Raw genomic sequence first — 17,104 nt, forward strand, 5'->3', positions numbered from 1 at the left:
GCAACTGATAGACGGCGAAGCATCTGAGGAGAGCAATGATGACCCGCGTCCAGGCCAATCTATTCCTGCTGTTTTCCGGCGCCATCTGGGGTGCCGGCTTCGTCGCCCAGTCGACGGCGATGCAGGCGATCGGACCGCTCTGGTTCATCACGCTTCGTTTTGCCATCGCAACCCTGGTCGCGCTGCCGCTCGCCGTCGTTGAAACCAGGCGGGCGCCGCAGCCGTTGACCGGCAGGACCCTTCGCAACTTCGTGTTTGTCGGGCTCGCGCTTTTTGCAGGCGCCGTTACGCAGCAATACGGGTTGCTCACCACCAGCGTCACCAACTCCGGCTTTCTAACCGGGCTTTACGTCGTCTTCGTCCCGGTGCTGACCATCATCTTCCTCCGCCGCAGGCCGCACTGGATCATCTGGCCCGGCGCGCTGATGGCCCTGCTCGGTATCTTCCTTTTGAGTGGTGGCGCTCTGTCGAGCCTGACCGGTGGTGATTATCTGACTGTTGTCTGCGCCCTGTTCTGGGCACTGCAGCTGATGCTTGTCGGCATCTTCGCACCGAGCAGCGGCCGGCCGATGCTGCTGTCGATGACGCAGTTTGCCGTTTGCGCCGTACTCGGCTGCGTCGTCGCTTTGGCGATCGAGCCCCTGAGCATGGAGGCGGTTAAGGGCGCGCTGCCGGAAATCCTCTATGCGGGCATCTTCTCCAGTGGTGTCGCCTTCATCTGCCAGGTCGTCGGCCAGCGCTACACCACGGCACCGCAGGCAGCGATCTTCCTGTCGAGCGAGGCGCTGTTTGCAGCCCTCTTCGGGGTGCTGCTGCTCGGGGAGATCATCACGCCCATCGGCTATGTCGGTTGCGCCATCATCTTTGCCGCCATGCTGGTCGTCGAGATCGTGCCCGAGATCACGAAAGGTGGCCGGAAGGAAGCCGCAGCCTGAGACGAGATAGGCATGCGCGGGGACCTGCAGAACTATAACCCTTGATTTTGGCGGGTACTGAACTGCTGCGTTACTTGTTATTGCCCCGCCCCGCAAAGCTGTTGCTTCACTTTAAAGCGCCGCGATGCAACCTGCCGATTCCCGGTTATTACTTGCAGGATTTCTGCAAAGCGAACCGCCACGGTGCCCGACAGCATCACTTTGGCAAGAAGCTTCAACCATATCAGTCGCTTGACAAATGAATGGACCTGTTTGGCAGCCATCGCGGCGTCGCCGATTGCGGCGAAAAACGGCGCAAAGCACTCAACTTCTCGGCACATTCGTTCAAAAAGCTGTGATTTCAACAGCTTGCGATGCACCTTCAATATCACCTGAAAAATCGGCGACTGACCGAATTTTGAGCAATGGCAAGACGCAATACCACTTCTAAAAAGTTTTGCTTGCCAATTCAAAATAAACCCATCAATCTTACTCTGTTCGGGCAATCTACGAGCATGGGAAGATCTTGAAATAAAAGCGGGCCGGAGACGCAAAAACTCCGGGTGGCCAGACTGGGGGGGACGCGAGTTTGCAACCTTTCCGATGGCTGGCTGCGGTAACAGGAACCTTTCCTCAAATATCGAGAACTGCCTGCCCAACGCCCAATCGGGCAAACTGCAATGCTACCCGTCCGTCAAACGGGTGGAGAGAAAAGGACCTGACGCATGGCCGAAACTGGCACTGTTAAATTCTTCAACACCGACAAGGGCTTTGGTTTCATCAAGCCTGACAACGGTGGTGCAGATATCTTCGTACACATCTCCGCTGTCCAGGCTTCCGGCCTGAACGGCCTGTCGGAAAATCAGAAGGTAAGCTTCGACACCGAACCGGATCGCCGCGGCAAAGGCCCGAAGGCGGTCAACCTGCAGATCTCCGGCTAACACCGGTTCTGCTGAAAGATTCAAGTTGAAGCCCGGCAGCGATGCCGGGTTTTTTTGTTCAGGCCCCGTTCAGTTTGGCGTGGTTAACACTCTTTCATCATGAAGGCCGGAAACGCTCCGGACCATGCACAGGATTGAAGCCATGAACAAGTTCATCAAAGCGACGGTTCTCTCGGTCATCGCCGCCGCCTCGGTTCTCCCGACCCTCAGCACGGCTGAGGCTGGTGATTGGAACCGCCGCAGGCACTATGACAACGGTGACGCCGTTGCACTCGGCGCTCTTGGCCTGGCGACCGGCGTGATCATCGGCGGCGCGATTGCTTCGCAGCCGCGTTACAGCGAGCGCGTCTATGTCGACCCGGAGCCCGATTATTACGAGCCGCGCCCGGTCTATCGTCCGCGCCCTGTCTATCGCGCGCGTCCGGTTGTCGTCGACAACTATGGCGGCGGCTACGGCGGCGGCGGCTACGGTTCGCTCGAGCCCTGGACCCCGTCCTGGTATCGTTATTGCTCGCAGCGCTACCGCTCGTTCAACCCGGACAACGGTACGTTCCGCGGCTACGACGGCCGCAGCTACTTCTGCGACGCAGGCTGATTGAAAAGCCGCGATGCGATAAACAAAAAGCGCATGCCTTTTCCCGGGGCATGCGCTTTTTCATTACGGCCTATATTCCCGAACCGGGGCCCGCGTCTTTTCGGGGTCAGAGACCACGCAGATAGGGGTTGGTGCGCCGCTCTTCACCAATCTGTCCACCGGGGCCATGGCCGCAAATGAAGCCGACCTGATCGCCGAGCGGCAGGATCTTGTCGCGGATGGAATCGAGCAATTGCTGATGATTGCCGCCGGGAAGATCGGTGCGACCGATCGAGCCGTGGAACAGCACGTCGCCGACATGGGCAAAATTCTGCACCCGGTTGAAATAGACCACGTGGCCAGGCGCATGGCCGGGGCAATGCAGCACTTCAAACACATGATTGCCGAAGGAGACGGTATCGCCGTCCTCCAGCCATTGGTCGGGTACGACGTTCTCGACCTTCATCGCCAGGCCGAATTTCTCGGCCTGCTCTTCCAGCCGCGACAACAGCGGCAGATCGTCCTTGTGCGGGCCGATGATCGAAAGCCCGAGCGCTTCCTTCAGTTCCTTGGCACCGCCGGCATGGTCGATGTGGCCGTGCGTCAGCCAGATCGCCTTCAGCGTGATGCCGTTCTCCTGGATCGTCTGGAGGATCACATCGACGTCGCCGCCGGGATCGACGATCACGCCTTCCTTGGTTTCAGCATCGAAGAGAACCGTGCAGTTCTGCTGGAAATGAGTAACCGGGATGATGCCCGCCTGTAGCATGCCGTCTGCGCCTCACTTAGATGTCGTTGGCACACCTATAGCGCCAAACGGCATCAGACACAGCGCGAATTAAAGCATGTCGCACAAAAGTGTTCAGCAGTTTTGCGATGACGACATGCGCAAAAACAAGAGCTTAAAGCGCAGCAAGCGAATCCTTGAGCGCCGCGCGTCATATTAGATGCGCAAAGGTCGCGGTAGCACTTAAATGACTGCATGCTGCCTTAAATCGAATACGATCTAAGGAAACATGCAGTGGAGATCGCGACGCGCTTTAACGCATGCTGGCAATTTCCGCTGATGGAGACTGAGGTGCGGGGAGCTGCACGGTGGTAAGCAGCAAGGCCGAGACAAGCAGTTCGGCCGCAACGACGATTGCCACCACCGGGCGCAAGCCGTTGATGGCAGGATTTACCGGATTAACAGCTGAATTCGACATTGAACCTCCCTCTCCTGCCCGTGCTCACCTTCTTTGCGCGGGCATATCGCTGATCGTTCCCTCGGGCGCCTGCCCGACATCGACAGGAAAAATACTTTGATCGCGAAACAGTTCCCTCGGCGTAACGCCGGGTTGAACTGCGACAGGGTTAGTATGTCGCATCTTCACATTTCGTGACGTTACCGCGGGAACATCCCCACCATCGCTGCGTTTGCTCATCAGGGATAACGAAGGAGCATGATGATGAAGAACCTTACCAGCACCCTGTTGCGAACTGCCGCGGCTGCGGGTTTCGTACTCGTAGCTGGCACCTCGGCAGCCTTCGCAGCCATGACCGCCACAACCGTCACTGACCTCAATGTCCGCGCTGGCCCGGGCCCGCAATATCCCACCGTTGGCCTGGCAACACGCGGCAGCACCGCAGTCCTTGATGGCTGCATCGAAGGCAGCAAGTGGTGCCGTGTCGACGTCAACGGCCTTCGTGGCTGGGTCTATGCCCAATATCTGACCACCGATCTCGGCGGCGCTGCTGTCGTCGTTCAGGATCGACGCGCCGACCTGGCGGTTCCCGTCGTGACCTATGAGGCGCAGGCCGGCGATCCGCCAATGCCTGCACCCGGTGACGAGTTGCTCGGCCCTGTCGAAGAGGTCGATCCGATCGCGCCGCCGGATACGGTGCGCACCTATATCACCACCAACCCGGGCGAAACCGTCTATCTCGACGGCGAAGTCGTGGTCGGCGCCGAGCTGCCGCAGACAGTCGAAGTGCGCCGCGTGCCGGACTATAGCTACGACTATGTCAGCATCAACGGCCAGCCGGTTCTGGTCGAGCCGACAACACGCCGCATCGTCTACGTCTATCGCTAAACGAAACACGCCTCCACGTGGGCGAATACACAACCAACTCCAGCGGCTTGGCCGCTGGAGTTTTCGTTTGCACTGCAGCGAATCACCAGTCTTTTTTAGCCACGGGCGGCTGAAACGATCCTCGAACACTGCAGTAATTCTGTCATTTTTCGGCTTTCGAAGCTCGAAAAGCGCGGTTTCCGGCATGAAACAGCAACATTTTAGCGAGTAACGCCTTCACAGAAGGCAGCCGTGACTTCCCCAAATTGACAAGAGTCTAAATTCGGCCTCAACCTGTCCTTGCCGGATCATCGGCATTTGGCGGCTCGTCTTCGACGGGCCTGGATACGGAGGGATCAATGGAAGCATTAATGCCAATCATTACCCAATTGATCGCGGGGGCGGCCGGCGGCAACGCGGCCAGCGCAGTGTTGAAGCAAGGGGCATTCAGTGTCGTCGCACGCACGATCGTCGGCGCTATCGGCGGCCTCGGCGGGGGGTTCCTGATCCAGATGCTCGGTGGCGAAGCGGCCGCAACTGGTCTTGCGATGCAGGCACTCGGCGGCCTCGTCGGCGGCGGTGTGTTGAGCGGCATCGTCGGGCAATTCCTCGGAAAACAAGCCTGACGCCTTCCGAACGATATCCGTAGCAAGACAAAAGGCGGCCCTGGGCCGCCTTTTCTGCATTCAGGGATAATCCGGTTACTCGGCTGCCGCTGCAACCGGATAGACTTCCTTCATGTAGTCGTTCATCAGCGTTTCGCAGATGGTTGCCGGCGTGAAGCGATGGGGGCCGATCTCGGAAACAGGCGTGACCTCGGCGGCAGAGCCGGTCAGGAAGCACTCGCTGAAACCGGACAGTTCTTCCGGCATGATCGCCCGTTCGACCACTTGGTAGCCGCGGCGCTTCGCCAGCTCGATCACCGTGCGGCGGGTGATGCCGTCGAGGAAGCAATCCGGCACCGGCGTATGGATGACGCCATCCCTAACGAAGAAGATGTTGGCGCCGGTCGCTTCAGCCACCTGGCCGCGGTAGTCGAGCATCATCGCGTCGGCATAGCCCTTGGCTTCCGCCGCATGCTTGGAGATCGTACAGATCATGTAGAGGCCGGCAGCTTTCGATTTCGACGGCGCCGTCTTCGGATCCGGGCGGCGCCATTCGGCGATATCGAGACGAATGCCCTTCAGCTTTTCGGCCGGGTTGAAATAGCTGCCCCACTGCCAGATGGCGATCGCCACGTTGAGGCGGTTGCTCTGGGCCGAAACGCCCATCATCTCGCTGCCGCGCCAGGCGATCGGCCGGACATAGGCTTCGGAGAAGCCCTGACGTTTCAGAAGTTCGACGCTCGCCGCGTCCAGTTCTTCGACGGAATAGGGAATCTTGAAGCCGAGGATTTCGGCGGAGTTGTGAAGGCGCTGGTTGTGTTCGGTCAGCTTGAAAATGCGGCCGCCATAGGCGCGCTCACCCTCGAATACGGCACTTGCATAGTGCAGGCCGTGGGTCAGCACGTGGATCTTGGCGTCCTTCCACGCGACGAACTCGCCGTTGAACCAGATTTCGCCGTCCAACTGATCAAAAGGAACCGCTGCCATGATGTCGTCCTCTGGCGCTTGTGCGCCATTCTTGCTGTTGATTATCTTCCCGCTTTCAGTTTATCGGCAAACTGATTGTGGGAAAATTCAATTTCGAGATTTTGGATTTGCGATCAGTGCGGCGCGGCATATCCTCCTGAGGTATTACCGCCGCCAAATGTCTCGCTTACCGAGCATGGACGCTACCAACGCGGTAAAAATATGTCAATAAAGCTGACATATTTTTCCGATTGTTTCGTAAGTTGCAACTTGGCTGAAAGGAAATGACCGCGTGGCCGGCCAATCCAAAGAAAACACCCGATATGTGGGCGACACGGTCGCGCACGACGATGATACGATCGACTTCGAAATCATCGAGCTGCTTTTCTTCGCCTATCGCGACTTCACCTCCGATCCGGATGCGATCCTGGAAAAGAGCGGCTTCGGCCGCGCCCATCACCGCGTCGTGCACTTTGTCGACCGCGAGCCGGGCATGACCGTGGCAGACCTGCTCGATACGCTGAAGATCACCAAGCAGAGCCTGGCCCGCGTGCTCAAGCAGCTGATCGATTCCGGCTATATCCGGCAGGTCACGGGGCCAGAGGACCGGCGCCAGCGCATGCTCTATACCACCGAGGAAGGCCAGGCGCTTGCCCGTGCGCTTGCCGAGCCACAGTCCCGCCGCATAGCCGATGCATTGGCAAAGACGGGTCCCGGCGCGCGCGAAACCGTCAAGCGCTTCCTTGCCTGCATGAAGAACGGCGCCGGGGACTGAAATGTCGAAAGCCCGCTATCGGCGGGCGACGGGGGAAAGCTAGGCATGACAACAAAAGCGACAGTCTCCGACGATGCAGCCCATCTACTGATCGTCGACGATGACAGGCGTATCCGCGATCTGCTCAACCGCTATCTGGTCGAACAGGGTTTTCGCGTCACGACCGCCGCCGACGCCGATGAAGCGCGACGCAAGCTGGTCGGTCTCGATTTCGACCTGTTGATCGTCGACGTGATGATGCCCGGCGAAAGCGGCATTTCCCTGACGCAGAGCCTGCGCCAGATCAAGACCGTGCCGATCCTGATGCTGACGGCGCTGGCGGAATCGAATTCTCGCATCGAGGGCCTCGAAGCCGGCGCCGACGATTATCTCTCCAAGCCGTTCGAGCCGCGCGAACTGGTGCTGCGCATCAGCAATATCCTGCGGCGCAACCAGCCGGCCCAGGCGCCCAAGATCGATCAGGTGATCTTCGGTCCCTACACCTTCTCCGTGGTACGCAAGGAGCTTCGACGCGGCGCCGATCACATCCGCCTTACCGACCGCGAGCAGGAAATCATGACGCTGTTCTCCCAACGCGCCGGCGAGACGATCCCGCGCCACGAGCTGATCGGCGACGATGCCGAGGTCGGCGAGCGCACCATCGATGTCCAGATCAATCGCCTGAGGCGCAAGATCGAGGACGATCCCTCCAATCCCGTTTGGCTACAGACGGTCCGCGGCATCGGCTATAGATTGAGCGTGGACTAAAGCATGTCGCGCAAAAGTGCGCAGCGGTTTTGCGCGACATGCGCAGAAACAAGAAATTAAAGCGCAAGAAGCGAATCCCGGAGATCGCGACGCGCTTTAGAGTGGCGACCCCGATGAGGGCAGCGGAAACCGATGGCAAGCTTTGACAGTATGCGGCGCGAGGCGGCAAACCCGAGCGACAATCCGTGGAAGCGCGTCACCCGCTGGCTGCGCCGGCGGTTGCCGATGGGCCTCTATGCCCGCTCGCTGCTCATCGTCATCATCCCGATGGTGCTGCTGCAATCGGTGGTCGCCTTCATCTTCATGGAGCGGCACTGGCAACTGGTGACACAGCGCCTCTCGGCAGCCGTGACCGGAGATATCGCGGCAATCGTCGATCTGATCGCCACTTTCCCCGCCGATCGCGACATTTCGGAAATCGTCCGCATCGCCCGCGACCAGCTCAATCTCAGCATTTCCGTCGAACCGGGCGGCGAACTGCCGCCGCCGCGGCCCAAGCCCTTCTTCGAGATCCTCGATCAAATCTTGAGCGAGGAGATCTCCGACCAGGTCCGCCGCCCCTTCTGGATCGACACGGTCGGCAATTCCAACCTTGTCGAAATCCGCATCAAGCTCGACGACGGCCGCATGCTCCGGGTCTATGCCCGCCGCAACCGGGCCTACGCCTCCAACACCCATATCTTCATCGTCTGGATGGTTGCCGCCTCGCTGGTGTTGCTGTCGATCGCCATCCTGTTCCTGCGCGGGCAGATCCGGCCGATCCTGGCGCTGACCAAGGCAGCGGAAAGTTTCGGCAAGGGCCAGAAGATCGACGACTTCGCACCGCGTGGCGCTGATGAAATTCGCCGCGCCGGCCTTGCCTTCATCCAGATGCGCGAGCGCATCGAGCGCCAGATCGAGCAGCGCACGGCCATGCTCACCGGCGTCAGTCATGACCTTCGAACCATCCTGACCCGCTTCCGGCTGCAGCTGGCGCTCGCCGGCAACAACCCCGACCTCGAAAGCCTCAATCAGGATGTCGACGACATGCAGAACATGCTCGAAGGTTACCTCGCCTTTGCCCGTGGGGAGGCTGAGGAAGACGTCGGGCAATTGAAGCTCAGCGACCTGATGACGCGTCTTGCCGCCGAAGCAGAACTGCACGGCAAGACGCTGACGACCTCCGTCGAGGGGGAGGACCAGGTCCGTGTTCGCCCGAACGCCTTCACCCGCCTTATCGCCAACCTGGCATCCAACGCCTATCGCTACGCCAACCGGGTCAATATCGAGGCACGCCACAGCGCCAAATGGGTGACGATCACGGTCGACGACGACGGGCCCGGCATTCCCGAGCGCTCGCGCGAGGACGTGTTCAAGCCGTTCTTCCGCCTCGACGAGGCGCGCAATCTCGACAGTTCGGGAACCGGCCTCGGCCTCGCGATCGCCCGCGACATCGCCCGCAGCCACGGCGGCAACGTCACGCTTGGCGACAGCCCGCTTGGCGGCCTGCGGGCAACCGTGCGTTTGCCGGCGTGAGCGGGGCGATCTGGTCAGCGCTGCAAATATGGAGGCTCCGGACTTGTCCGACACGCTAGACTGGGACGATTGGGAACAGCGGCTGGCGCTGCACTGGGCGGATTTCGGCCATATGGACGCGGACGCGTTTATCGCACGGCTCGATGTGCTGGCCGCCGAACTTCCGGACGGCGATCCGATCGGCCTCTTCGAGCGTGCATCAGCCCAGGATTCCCTCGGCAACGAAGCAAATGCAGCACCTCTGTATCGGCAGGCGCTTGCCGGTGGCCTCTCCGGCATTCGCCGCCGCCGCGCCACCATCCAGCTTGCAAGCACGCTGCGCAATCTCGGGCAGATCGAAGAGAGCATTGCCTTGCTGGAGGCCGAACGGACAATGCCATCCGACGAACTCGACGATGCGGTCTTAGGCTTTCTGGCGCTCTCGCTCGTCGATGCCGGACGAGCGCAGGAGGCGGCGGGCCTGGCGCTCGGCCGTCTGGCGCGCCATCTGCCCCGCTACAATCGCTCGCTCAAGCGCTACGCCGACGCGTTGCTGTCGGACGCGTGAGCATCCCCAAGCAAGTCGTTTTCCCCGAAAGCGCTGCCCACCTTCGGCCGGTTTATTCTTGAGCGTTTCCGATTTAGACGGAACCGCACAAACGCTCTATCTCTTTGTTTTTACGCATTTCTTGACGGAAAACCGCTTCGCACTTTTCCTGGAATGCTCTAGCGCGAATATATGGAAATCAGGCCGCGCCGCTCGTTGAAGCGGTGCCAGGCATCGATGCGACGCGGATGGCGCGCGCGCATGGCGTCGAGCGGTGCAAGCAACCGGCCCTCACGACCAAGCGACGCATCGAGGATCTCGATGATCCGGCGGTTCGGCCAGGGCTTTCTGGTGATCATCAAAAGCGCCCGAAAAGCCTCGTCCTCGCGGCCGGCGCCGAGCTGGTGGGCGATCAAACCATAGGCAAAAGCGGTCGAACGGCTGACGCCGGCATGGCAATGCACCAGAATGCGGCTCGACCTGTCGTCGGCAGCCGGCCGCATCGCTTCGAACACTTCAAGGACCAGATCCGGGAAATGCTGCGTCGCACCGGCGTTTTCCTGATCGCGCATGCGCACGACGCGGTGGCTCGCCTCGGCGATAACAGGCACGTCGGTATCGGGCAATTCCGGATCGAGCAGCGAGAGAACATGGCTGGCGCGCCAGTCGCGCGCAGCATCAGCCGCGCGCCAAAGGCAGGAGACCTTGACGCGCTCGGGTATCAGATCAACATGGATTGTCATCGGATCACATCAGTTTGCGGCCGTTGGGAATCGCCTTGTCGATGGCGGCCAGCACGATTGCGCCAGCCTCGTCTTCAAAGCCCAGCGTAAGAACCTCGGAACGGACAGGACCGATCTGGCGTGGCGGAAAATTGACCACTGCCATGATCTGCCGGCCGATGAGATCCTCAGGCTGGTAGTGCACCGTGATCTGCGCCGATGACTTTTTTATGCCGATTTCAGGGCCGAAATCGATCTGCAGCTTGTAGGCCGGCTTGCGCGCCTCGGGGAAAACCTCGGCTTCGATGATGGTGCCGACACGAATATCGACGCGTTCGAAATCTGCGAAAGTAATCGTTTCCGACATGACAATGCTCTTGAATTAACCGGCCAGTTCCTCGGCGCGCTGGCGGGCAGCGGCAATGGCCTTGTCGAAAAGTGGCTGCATCCCGTCATCGGCCATCAGCACCGCGAGTGCTGCGGCGGTCGTGCCACCCGGCGAGGTTACGTTCTGGCGCAGCCGCGAAGCGTCGTCGGGGGACTGATAAAGGAGTTCACCAGCCCCCGCGACGGTTTCCCGCGCGAGCCGCATGGCGAGGTCCGCCTTGAGACCGGCCTTGCGCCCGGCCTCCGCCATGCACTCGACGAGGTAGAAGACATAGGCCGGACCGCTTCCGGAAACGGCGGTGACGGCATCGATATCGGCTTCAGTCTCGACCCATTCGACCGGGCCGCTGACCTTCAGGAGATCATGTACCTGGCCGCGCTGCGCGTCGCTGACGCGGGCATTGGCAAAGGCGCCGGTAACACCGCGCCCGATCATCGCCGGCGTGTTGGGCATGGCGCGCACGGTGGCGGTAGCACCCAGATGGCTTTCGATGAAGGCAAGCGTCTTGCCGGCAGCGACTGAAACTATCACCGTGCTTGCACCGACGAGTGTCTTCAGCGGCGGCAGCACCGCCTCCATCACCTGCGGCTTGACGGCGATGAAAATCACCGCAGCCTCGACGCCAGCGGGAGCCGAGGTCGCGTGACTGACGCCATTGTCGGCGATCAGCTTTGCCATCGCCGGCGGCGGGCCGGGATCGATGACGAGAATGTCGGCGCCCTTGACGCCGCTCTTCAGCCAACCGCTGAGCATGGCGCCGCCCATGTTGCCGGCGCCGATGAGAACGATGGGACCGGAAGCGACGGCTGCCATCTCAAGCCTCCCCGACCGTTTCGAACAGCACCGCATCAACGGCGCGCTGCGCATCCATGCCCGACCAGACGACGAACTGGAACGCCTGGAAATAGGACTCGCAGGCATCAAGCGCGCTCGAAAGCAGAACTTCGACCTGCTGATTGGTGGGCTCGGCGCCGCCGGCGAGCAGCAGCGACTGCCGGAAGATCACCACCTCTTCCTGCCGCCACAGATCGAAATGCCCCATGAGCACCTGACCGTTGATGTGCGACAGAAGACGGATGACTTCGTTGACGCGGCTGTCGGGAACCTTGATGTCGAAGGCACAGGCAAGATGCAGCGCCTCGAACTCTTCCATCCACGAGAAGGAAACGTGGTAGTCCGCCCACTTGCCCTCCACGGTCATGGCGATCTCGTCCTCGCCCGACCGTTCGAATGACCAGTCATTGGTGGCGGCCACAAACTCGATCATATCGACCGGGTTGGACTGACGCTCGATTTCCATTTCCAAAAGGCTCATGCATCACCCTAGTAGGCGCGACACAGGCGCGCGTTATCACGTTTACAAGACGCAACTCTGCAAACCTGGCACTGAATAAGAACACACTATGATTGCTGAACTCACATCCATCCTGGCTGACTTACCCTGCCTGGAGCTTGCGTGGTCCGTTTCGAATCATCATTTAAAATCAGTGTATAATGGCGGAGTCAGGCTGCCAGCCCCCCGGCCGAAAAATAGCCGGGTACAACCACTTGCGTGTTGCCATTTCGATTCAGCGCGGGTGGTTAAGCGACTCTGGCATAAGGGTTTTTTGCCAGTGTCCACAGGTGGAAAACTTTTCAGGTTTTATTAACCTCCCTGTGCGGCGTTTCACACCGCCAAGGAATAACGACAGCAAAACGCCCGCAGAATCGATCCGCGGGCGAAGTAGAAACGTTGAAAAGCCGTTATTTCGCAAGAATCGCGTTACTTGCCACTTTCGGCGAGACGCGCTTCCAGAGCCTCGATACGCGCCAGAAGCGCATCGTTTTCGTCGCGCGCCTTGATCGCCATTTCCTTCACGGCTTCGAACTCCTCGCGCTTGACGACATCGAGCGAATTCATCGCGCGCTCGGCCTGGGCGCGAAACGCGGTCTCGACCTCGCGACGCACACCCTGGGCCGCCCCTGCGGCATCGGTCATCAACTTGGCAAAATCATCCATGATGCGGTTGGCGCCTGTGCTCATCGTTCTGATCTCCATATTCAGCCGCCGCCTCGCACTGCGATGCGGTCCTGGTTTTCAGGTAGGGTCAGGCGCGAACGGATGCAAGAAAAATCACCAAACTGTGGCTGGCCGTCGGCCGCAAGCGGCCTTGACCCCGCCGGATTCGATCGCCATGTTCCGGCAAAACAACCGGTCCGGAACGAGAAGACATTTTGGAAACCATCGCGACCCGCCTCGCCATTCTCCCCTTCCCTCAAATCGATCCCGTGATCTTCCAGATCGGTCCGCTCGCTGTCCACTGGTACGGACTGGCCTATGTCGCCGGTATCCTCATCGGCTGGTACTACGCGCGCCGCCTCGTGCAGAACACGTCGCTCTGGCGCAATGGCGAACCCGCGGCAACCCTGGCGCAGCTCGACGACTTCCTGCTCTGGGCCGCCGGCGGCATCGTGCTTGGCGGCCGCATCGGCTACATCCTCTTCTATGATCTGGGCTCCGTTCTCGAAAACCCGATCCGCGCGCTCGAGATCTGGAATGGCGGCATGTCGTTCCACGGCGGCTTCCTCGGCACGACCATCGCCATGATCGTCTTTGCGCGCAGGAACGGCATCGCCATCTGGAGCATGTTCGATATCGTCGCGACCGTGGTGCCAATCGGCCTGTTCTTCGGCCGCATCGCCAACTTCATCAATGGCGAACTCTGGGGCCGGCTGTCGTCCATGCCCTGGGCAATGGTGTTTCCGACCGGCGGCCCCTTTGCCCGCCACCCGAGCCAACTCTATGAGGCGGCACTCGAGGGTCTCGTGCTGCTCACCGTCATCGCCTGGTTCATTTATCGCCGCCATGCGCTGAAATCGCCGGGTCTTGTCACCGGCATCTTTGTGCTCGGTTATGCCGCAAGCCGCATTTTCGTCGAATTCTTCCGCGAACCGGACGCGCAGATCGGCTATCTCGCCGGCGGTTGGTTGACCATGGGCATGCTGCTTTCGCTGCCGATGGCGCTTGCCGGCATCTGGGCCATCGCCCGGGCGTGCCGGGCCGCCGTCGCTGCTGCATAATTGGACGGGCGCATGACGACACCACTCGCGGACAAGATAAAGACGCTGATCAGGACCAACGGACCGATCAGCGTCACCGACTATTTCTCGCTCTGCCTCGCGGATCCGGAGCACGGATACTATCGCGTTCGCGAACCCTTCGGCAAAGCGGGCGACTTCACCACGGCGCCTGAAATCAGCCAGCTCTTCGGCGAGATGATCGGCATCTTCCTGGTTCATGCCTGGCAGCAGCATGGCGCGCCGGAGCAGCCCGTGATCGTCGAGATCGGCCCCGGCCGCGGCACGATGATGTCCGACGTCCTACGGGTCGTCAGGCGCCTGTCCCCCGAACTCTATGCCACCGCCAGCGTCCATCTCGTCGAAACGAGTGATCGCCTGCGCAAGATCCAGGCGGAAACACTGGCCGCCCATGGCGAGAAGGTGGAATGGCACACCAGTTTCGAAACGCTGCCGGAGGGTTTTGTGCTCCTGGCGGCCAACGAGCTTTTCGATGCCATCCCGATCCGCCAGTTCGTGCGAACGCCGCAAGGGTTTCGCGAACGCATGGTCGGCCTCGACGCTGAGGACGAGCTGACATTTGCCGCGGGGATTGCCGGCATCGACCCGACACTGTTGCCGACGCCCGCACAAGCAGTTGCCGAAGGCACGATCTTCGAGATCGCGCCTGCCCGCGACGCAGTCATGGCCGCCCTTTGCGAACGGCTGAAGATCGGCGGCGGCACCGCCGTCATCATCGACTACGGGCACCTGGCGACGAACTACGGCGACACGCTGCAAGCGCTGCTCGACCATCAGTACGATCCGCCACTTGCCAACCCTGGACGCGCCGACCTGACCAGCCATGTCGACTTCGAGCAACTGGCGCGGCGCGCGCAGAACGACGGCGTGCAGATCAATGGGCTTGCTCACCAGGGCGATTTCCTGATCGGCCTTGGTCTTCTGGAGCGCGCCGCGGCGCTGGGCCGCGAGAAGGATGCAATGATCCAGGAAGGCATCCGCCAGGACGTCGAAAGGCTTGCCGGATCCGGCGAAGGCAAGATGGGCGAACTTTTCAAGGTGCTCGCCGTCAGCAGCCCGCCAATCGCGCTTCCGCCGTTTCGCAAACCCAAGGCATGATTGCTTCGGGCGTGGCCGGCCAAGGGTGAAAATCATATAGAGGGCCTGGGGTGTTCCTGCGCCCCTTGAGCCTTGGGATTGGCGCCTTGCGCCATCGGCCCTAAGCCCGCGCCGAACGGCACCCCTGTCGTTCGGCAATTGACAGCCCCGCCATCGCGGGTCAACATCGCGCTGGCAAATCAGCCGCCAGCCACCGGGCCACACGTGCCCCCAACCCCATTGAAACTCACGTCAAAGCAAAGGGCGAAAACACCGATGCAGCATGATGCCGCGCTTTCCCCCGTGCAAAGCTCGCTCTTTAGCGACAAGGCCGGTCCGGCGATCGCACATGGTTATTTCACCCGCCAAGGCGGCGTTTCCGAAGGCATCTATCGCGGACTGAATGTTGGTCTCGGCTCGAATGACGACAAGGAGCGGGTCGGTGAGAACCGCGCTCGTGTCAGCCGCTGGTTCGGCGCCGCTCCGGAACAGCTTGCCACCGTCCATCAGGTCCATTCCCCCGACGCCATCGTCGTGGACGCAAGCTACGACGGCAGCCGACCTACGGCCGACGCCCTGGTGACGGCGACGCCCGGCATCGTGCTTGGCGTTCTGTCGGCCGATTGCGGACCTATTCTGTTTGCCGATGCCGACGCCGGTGTTATCGGCGCGACCCATGCCGGTTGGAAGGGCGCGCTCGGCGGCGTGCTCGAAAGCACGATCGAGGCGATGCTGACGCTCGGCGCCAGCCGCGAACGCATCGTCGCCTGTCTCGGACCTTCGATCAGCCGGCGCAACTACGAAGTCGGCGCCGAGTTCGTCGATCGGTTCCTGGCGACCGATGGCAGCTATGCGCAATTCTTCAACCCATCCGAACGCGACGGCCACGCCATGTTCGATCTGCCGGGCCTGACCATCGCACGCCTTACCGCAGCCGGCGTTACCGCCGAAAACCTCGACATCTGCACCTATGCAGACGAGGATCGCTTCTTCTCCTACCGCCGCACCACGCATCGGCAGGAGCCGGACTACGGCCGGCAGATATCCGCAATTTGCATACGGGAGACCTGACATGGCGCTTCAATTTGCCCAGGAGGAATATGCCGCCCGCCTTGAGCGGCTGACCGCGAAGATGCGCGAAGACAAGCTCGACGCGGTTCTGCTCTTTGCCCAGGAAAGCATGTACTGGCTGACCGGCTACGACACCTTCGGCTACTGCTTCTTCCAGACGCTGGTGGTCAAGAAGGACGGTTCAATGGTGCTTTTGACGCGCTCGGCCGACCTGCGCCAGGCCCGTCACACCTCCAATATCGAGCGCATCGAGATCTGGGTCGACCGTGTCAACGCCGACCCGACGATGGACCTGAAGAACCTCTTGAGCGAAATGGACCTGCTCGGCAGCCGCATCGGCGTCGAATACGACACCCATGGCATGACCGGCCGCACCGCACGCCTTGTCGACAACCAGCTTTCGACCTTCGGCGAGCTCGTCGATGCCTCGCTGCTCGTCAGCCGGCTGCGCCTGATCAAGAGCCCGGCCGAAATCGCCCATGTGGAAAAGGCCGCAAGCCTTGCCGATGACGCGCTCGACGCCGCGCTGCCGCTGATCGGCCCCGGCGGCAACGAAGCTGACATCCTTGCCGCGATGCAGGGAGCGATCCTTGCCGGCGGCGGCGACTACCCCGCCAACGAGTTCATCATCGGGTCGGGCGCCGACGCGCTGCTCTGCCGCTACAAGGCCGGCCGCCGGTTGCTCGACAGCCAGGATCAGCTGACGCTGGAATGGGCGGGCGTCAGCGCCCATTATCACGCCGCCATGATGCGCACCGTCGTGATCGGCGAACCGACCAACCGCCACCGCGAGCTTTACAGCGCCTGCCGTGAGACCATCCAGGCGATCGAGATGGTGCTGCGCCCCGGCAACACCTTCGGCACGGTCTTCGACGTGCACGCCAAGATCATGGACGAGCGCGGCCTGGCCCGGCACCGCTTGAACACCTGCGGTTATTCGCTGGGCGCGCGCTTCTCGCCGTCCTGGATGGAGCACCAGATGTTCCATGTCGGCAACCCGCAGGAGATCGAGCCTGACATGTCGCTGTTCGTGCACATGATCATCATGGATTCCGACAGCGGCACGGCCATGACGCTCGGCCAGACCTACATCACAACCACCGATACGCCGCGTGCTCTTTCCCGTTATGGGCTGGACTTCATTTCTGCTTAGG

The 17,104-nt window shown here is 61.1% G+C and carries 22 protein-coding genes; 13 read left to right on the forward strand and 9 right to left on the reverse strand.

All coding sequences use genetic code 11. From position 1 onward, the window contains the following. The first annotated feature begins 38 nt into the window (after window positions 1–38). Entirely contained in the window at window positions 39–935 is an 897-nt protein-coding gene (locus C6558_RS25465) for a DMT family transporter (protein WP_025427904.1), read from the forward strand. Between the two features lie 77 nt (window positions 936–1,012). On the opposite strand, the gene C6558_RS39725 is transcribed toward C6558_RS25465, so the two are convergent. Then, a complete protein-coding gene (locus C6558_RS39725; RefSeq protein ID WP_128090426.1) occupies window positions 1,013–1,420 on the reverse strand; it encodes a hypothetical protein in 408 nt (135 codons plus the stop codon). 219 nt (window positions 1,421–1,639) lie between these two features. Here C6558_RS39725 and C6558_RS25475 point away from each other — a divergent pair, with 219 nt between their 5' ends. Both C6558_RS25475 and C6558_RS25480 read left to right on the forward strand, forming a co-directional pair. Next, a complete protein-coding gene (locus tag C6558_RS25475; protein WP_025427905.1) occupies window positions 1,640–1,855 on the forward strand; it encodes a cold-shock protein in 216 nt (71 codons plus the stop codon). Window positions 1,856–1,997: 142 nt separating this feature from the next. After that, window positions 1,998–2,450 carry a BA14K family protein gene (locus tag C6558_RS25480; RefSeq protein WP_025427906.1) on the forward strand — a complete coding sequence of 151 codons (453 nt, stop codon included), beginning with the start codon at window positions 1,998–2,000 and terminating at the stop codon, window positions 2,448–2,450. Between the two features lie 106 nt (window positions 2,451–2,556). Here the strand turns inward: C6558_RS25480 and C6558_RS25485 are convergent, their stop codons facing one another. Both C6558_RS25485 and C6558_RS40360 read right to left on the reverse strand, forming a co-directional pair. Next, a complete protein-coding gene (locus C6558_RS25485; RefSeq protein ID WP_025427907.1) occupies window positions 2,557–3,198 on the reverse strand; it encodes an MBL fold metallo-hydrolase in 642 nt (213 codons plus the stop codon). A gap of 271 nt (window positions 3,199–3,469) precedes the next feature. Further along, entirely contained in the window at window positions 3,470–3,634 is a 165-nt protein-coding gene (locus tag C6558_RS40360) for a hypothetical protein (RefSeq protein ID WP_198956840.1), read from the reverse strand. Between the two features lie 243 nt (window positions 3,635–3,877). Here C6558_RS40360 and C6558_RS25490 point away from each other — a divergent pair, with 243 nt between their 5' ends. Next, a complete protein-coding gene (locus C6558_RS25490; RefSeq protein ID WP_025427908.1) occupies window positions 3,878–4,501 on the forward strand; it encodes a DUF1236 domain-containing protein in 624 nt (207 codons plus the stop codon). A gap of 338 nt (window positions 4,502–4,839) precedes the next feature. After that, window positions 4,840–5,106 (forward strand): hypothetical protein, encoded by a 267-nt coding sequence (locus tag C6558_RS25495; protein ID WP_025427909.1) that lies wholly within the window; start codon window positions 4,840–4,842, stop codon window positions 5,104–5,106. 75 nt (window positions 5,107–5,181) lie between these two features. Here C6558_RS25495 and C6558_RS25500 read toward each other — a convergent pair whose 3' ends face one another. Further along, window positions 5,182–6,072 (reverse strand): branched-chain amino acid aminotransferase, encoded by an 891-nt coding sequence (locus C6558_RS25500; RefSeq protein WP_107027891.1) that lies wholly within the window; start codon window positions 6,070–6,072, stop codon window positions 5,182–5,184. 271 nt (window positions 6,073–6,343) lie between these two features. On the opposite strand from C6558_RS25500, the gene C6558_RS25505 reads away from it, so the two are divergent. The 4 genes from C6558_RS25505 (at window position 6,344) to C6558_RS25520 (ending at window position 9,635) form a co-directional block, all read left to right on the forward strand. Then, window positions 6,344–6,826, forward strand: coding sequence for a MarR family winged helix-turn-helix transcriptional regulator (locus tag C6558_RS25505; RefSeq protein ID WP_025427911.1), 483 nt, complete (start codon window positions 6,344–6,346; stop codon window positions 6,824–6,826). A 45-nt stretch (window positions 6,827–6,871) separates the two neighbouring features. Next, the gene (locus C6558_RS25510; protein WP_025427912.1) at window positions 6,872–7,573 is read left to right on the forward strand and encodes a response regulator; all 702 of its coding nucleotides are present in this window, start codon (window positions 6,872–6,874) and stop codon (window positions 7,571–7,573) included. 132 nt (window positions 7,574–7,705) lie between these two features. Further along, the gene (locus C6558_RS25515; RefSeq protein ID WP_025427913.1) at window positions 7,706–9,088 is read left to right on the forward strand and encodes an ATP-binding protein; all 1,383 of its coding nucleotides are present in this window, start codon (window positions 7,706–7,708) and stop codon (window positions 9,086–9,088) included. A gap of 43 nt (window positions 9,089–9,131) precedes the next feature. Beyond that, the gene (locus C6558_RS25520) at window positions 9,132–9,635 is read left to right on the forward strand and encodes a tetratricopeptide repeat protein (protein ID WP_198956839.1); all 504 of its coding nucleotides are present in this window, start codon (window positions 9,132–9,134) and stop codon (window positions 9,633–9,635) included. Between the two features lie 158 nt (window positions 9,636–9,793). Here C6558_RS25520 and C6558_RS25525 read toward each other — a convergent pair whose 3' ends face one another. From C6558_RS25525 to C6558_RS25545, 5 genes are all read right to left on the reverse strand, one after another. Further along, window positions 9,794–10,357, reverse strand: a complete 564-nt coding sequence (locus C6558_RS25525; protein WP_025427915.1) for a protein-tyrosine phosphatase family protein — start codon at window positions 10,355–10,357, stop codon at window positions 9,794–9,796. Between the two features lie 4 nt (window positions 10,358–10,361). Beyond that, complete coding sequence (locus C6558_RS25530; protein ID WP_025427916.1) at window positions 10,362–10,703, reverse strand: tRNA-binding protein; 342 nt, start codon at window positions 10,701–10,703, stop codon at window positions 10,362–10,364. Between the two features lie 15 nt (window positions 10,704–10,718). Continuing rightward, window positions 10,719–11,537: a pyrroline-5-carboxylate reductase gene (gene proC, locus C6558_RS25535; protein ID WP_025427917.1), complete on the reverse strand. Its 819-nt coding sequence runs from the start codon at window positions 11,535–11,537 to the stop codon at window positions 10,719–10,721. 1 nt (window position 11,538) lies between these two features. Further along, entirely contained in the window at window positions 11,539–12,039 is a 501-nt protein-coding gene (locus C6558_RS25540; RefSeq protein WP_025427918.1) for a YbjN domain-containing protein, read from the reverse strand. Window positions 12,040–12,486: 447 nt separating this feature from the next. Beyond that, on the reverse strand, window positions 12,487–12,747 hold the full coding sequence (locus tag C6558_RS25545; protein WP_025427919.1) for an accessory factor UbiK family protein: 261 nt from the start codon (window positions 12,745–12,747) through the stop codon (window positions 12,487–12,489). Window positions 12,748–12,938: 191 nt separating this feature from the next. Here C6558_RS25545 and lgt point away from each other — a divergent pair, with 191 nt between their 5' ends. From lgt to C6558_RS25565, 4 genes are all read left to right on the forward strand, one after another. After that, entirely contained in the window at window positions 12,939–13,784 is an 846-nt protein-coding gene (gene lgt / locus C6558_RS25550) for a prolipoprotein diacylglyceryl transferase (protein ID WP_025427920.1), read from the forward strand. A 12-nt stretch (window positions 13,785–13,796) separates the two neighbouring features. Further along, window positions 13,797–14,900, forward strand: coding sequence for a class I SAM-dependent methyltransferase (locus C6558_RS25555; protein WP_025427921.1), 1,104 nt, complete (start codon window positions 13,797–13,799; stop codon window positions 14,898–14,900). A gap of 255 nt (window positions 14,901–15,155) precedes the next feature. Further along, a complete protein-coding gene (pgeF, locus tag C6558_RS25560; protein WP_025427922.1) occupies window positions 15,156–15,950 on the forward strand; it encodes a peptidoglycan editing factor PgeF in 795 nt (264 codons plus the stop codon). Between the two features lies 1 nt (window position 15,951). Next, window positions 15,952–17,103, forward strand: coding sequence for a Xaa-Pro peptidase family protein (locus tag C6558_RS25565; protein WP_025427923.1), 1,152 nt, complete (start codon window positions 15,952–15,954; stop codon window positions 17,101–17,103). Window position 17,104: the final 1 nt, after the last annotated feature.

Origin of the sequence: Ensifer sp. NM-2, assembly GCF_003024455.1 — a bacterium.
Classification (GTDB): Bacteria; Pseudomonadota; Alphaproteobacteria; order Rhizobiales; family Rhizobiaceae; genus Ensifer; species Ensifer canadensis.